At 74.1% G+C, this 2,272-nt stretch carries 2 protein-coding genes; both read right to left on the bottom strand.

The window, feature by feature from the left end:
• On the bottom strand, positions 1-925 hold a 925-nt coding region (locus AC1DUQ_RS20995), incomplete at its 3' end, for a hydantoinase/carbamoylase family amidase (RefSeq protein ID WP_477074545.1).
• On the bottom strand, positions 925-2,133 hold the full coding sequence (locus AC1DUQ_RS20990) for a pyridoxal-phosphate-dependent aminotransferase family protein (protein WP_477060959.1): 1,209 nt from the start codon (positions 2,131-2,133) through the stop codon (positions 925-927). The genes AC1DUQ_RS20995 and AC1DUQ_RS20990, both read right to left, overlap by 1 nt.
• Positions 2,134-2,272: the final 139 nt, after the last annotated feature.

Raw genomic sequence — 2,272 nt, 5'->3', positions numbered from 1 at the left:
CGTCGAGCTCCCGCGTGATGCTGCCCCAGACGCGGTCGCGGTCGTCGTCGTGCTCGCCGCGCAGGTCGACCGTCAGCCGGGCCTCGCCGGGCACGATGTTCACCGCGCCGGGGAACGTCTCCAACCGGCCGACGGTGCCGATGATGTGGTGCTCGGCGCGGCAGAGGCGCTCGACGGCCAGGGCGACCTCGCTGGCGCCCAGCAGGGCGTCGTGCCGCGTCTCGTACCGGGCGCCGCCGGCGTGCCGGGCCTCGCCGTCGATCTGCACGGCGAACCTTCGGGCACTCGCGATCGACGTCACGACGCCCAGGGGAGCACCGCCGTCGTCGAGCTCCGGGCCCTGCTCGATGTGCGCCTCGAGGTACCCGGCCAGGGAGTCCGGGGTGCGGGCGGCCGAGCCGATGCGCCCGGGGTCGAGCCCGAACTCACGGAACGCCGTGCGCAGCGTGGTGCCGTGCTCGTCGGTGAGGTCCCACCACGCCTCGTGCCAGCGACCGGCCATCGCCGAGCTGCCCAGGAGGGCGGTGCCGAACCGGGCGCCCTCCTCGTCCCAGAACGCCACGACGTCGAGCCCGAACCGCAGGGTGCTCGCGACCGGCCGCAGCGCACGGACGACCTCGATGGCCATGAGCACGCCGAGGATCCCGTCGTACCGGCCGGCGTCGCGCACGGTGTCCAGGTGGGAGCCCAGCAGCAACGAGGGCGCGTCGGGGTCGCGTCCGGGCAGGTGGCCGCACTGGTTGCCAGCCGCGTCCTGCCACGTGTCGAGCCCGACCTCGCGCATCCAGCGGGCCGCCACCCGGTTCACGCGGGCGTGCTCGGGGGACAGGTAGACGCGCTCGATCCCGCCGGTCATCGACGTGTACGCGGCGAGCTCGTCGCAGCGGGCCATGATGCGCCGGGCGGCGGCGGGGGCGTCGAGCATCACGCCTCCGCGTAGGCCGCGTCGACGCCGCCGCCGTGGGGGACCGTCGCGCCGGCCCGCCGGAGCACCTGCTCCAGCGCGGCGAGCGTCAGGAGCACCGTGTCGAGGCGTGCGTTGGCGCCCATCGTGCCGATGCGCCACACGCGACCGTGCAGCGGGCCGAACGACGTGCCGATCTCGATGCCGAAGTCCTGCAGCATCGCGCCGCGCACGGCGTCCCCGTCCACGCCGTCCGGGATCTCGACCGCGACCACGTTGTGCATCTTGTGCGCCACGTCCCCGAACACCCCCAGCCCCAGACCGCGGACCCCCGCCAGCATCGCGCGACCGGCCAGCTCGTGCCGGTCGATGACCGCCTGCCGGCCCTCCTCGAGGATGATCCGGGCGCACTCGCGGGCGGCGTACAGCATGCTCGTCGCCTCGGTGTGGTGGTTGAGCCGCCGCGGCCCCCAGTAGTCGAGGATCATGCCGAGGTCGAAGTAGTTGGAGTGCACGGGCTCGCCGGTGTCCTCGTCGGACTCCTCGCGGATCCCGGTCTCGATCCGTCGGCGCCCGTGGATCACCTCGACCGCCTTGTCCGACAGGCTGATCGGCGCGCTCCCCGACGGGCCGGACAGGCACTTCTGCAGCCCGGCCGTGGCGGCGTCCAGGCCCCACGCGTCCATCTCGAACGCGTTGCCGCCCAGCGACGCGGTCGCGTCCGTGTAGAACAGCACGCCGTGGCGTTCGCAGATCGCGCCCAGCTCGTCCAGCGGCTGGAGCATCGTCGTCGACGTGTCGCCCTGCACGACTGCCAGCAGGTGCGGGCGGACGCGGACGATCGCCTCCTCGATGACGGACGCCGGGAACACCTGCCCCCACGGCACCTCGATGGTGTGCACCTCGGCCTGCGCGCGCAGCGCGATCTCGGCGAGCAGGTGCCCGAAGCGCCCGAACACCGGGACCAGGACGCGCGCGCCCGGACGCACCAGCGACACGATCGCCGCCTCGATCCCCGCGCGGGACGTGCCGTCGACCAGCAGGGTCGCGTCGTTGGTCGTCGCGAAGACCTCGCGGTACAGGGCCATGGTCTCGTTCATGTACCCGGTCATCACCGGGTCGTACTGGCCGACCAGCGGGGTGGACAGCGCGCGCAGCACGCGCGGGTCGGCGTTCACCGGTCCGGGTCCCATGAGCAGGCGGGCGGGCGGGTTCACCGGGGCGGTCATGCGGGTCCTCCGAGGGAGCGGGCGTGCCGGACGAGGGAGAGGTCGGTGCCGCGGGGGCCGACGAAGCAGACCCCGACCGGCGCGGGCCCGAGCGCGGACGGGAAGTGCAGGGCGGGGACCGACAGGGCGGGCGGCGGGC

The organism is Cellulomonas sp. P4_B5_2, from assembly GCF_056402235.1.
The sequence above is the reverse complement of the archived record's forward strand: the minus strand, read 5'-3'. Positions and strand labels throughout refer to the sequence as shown.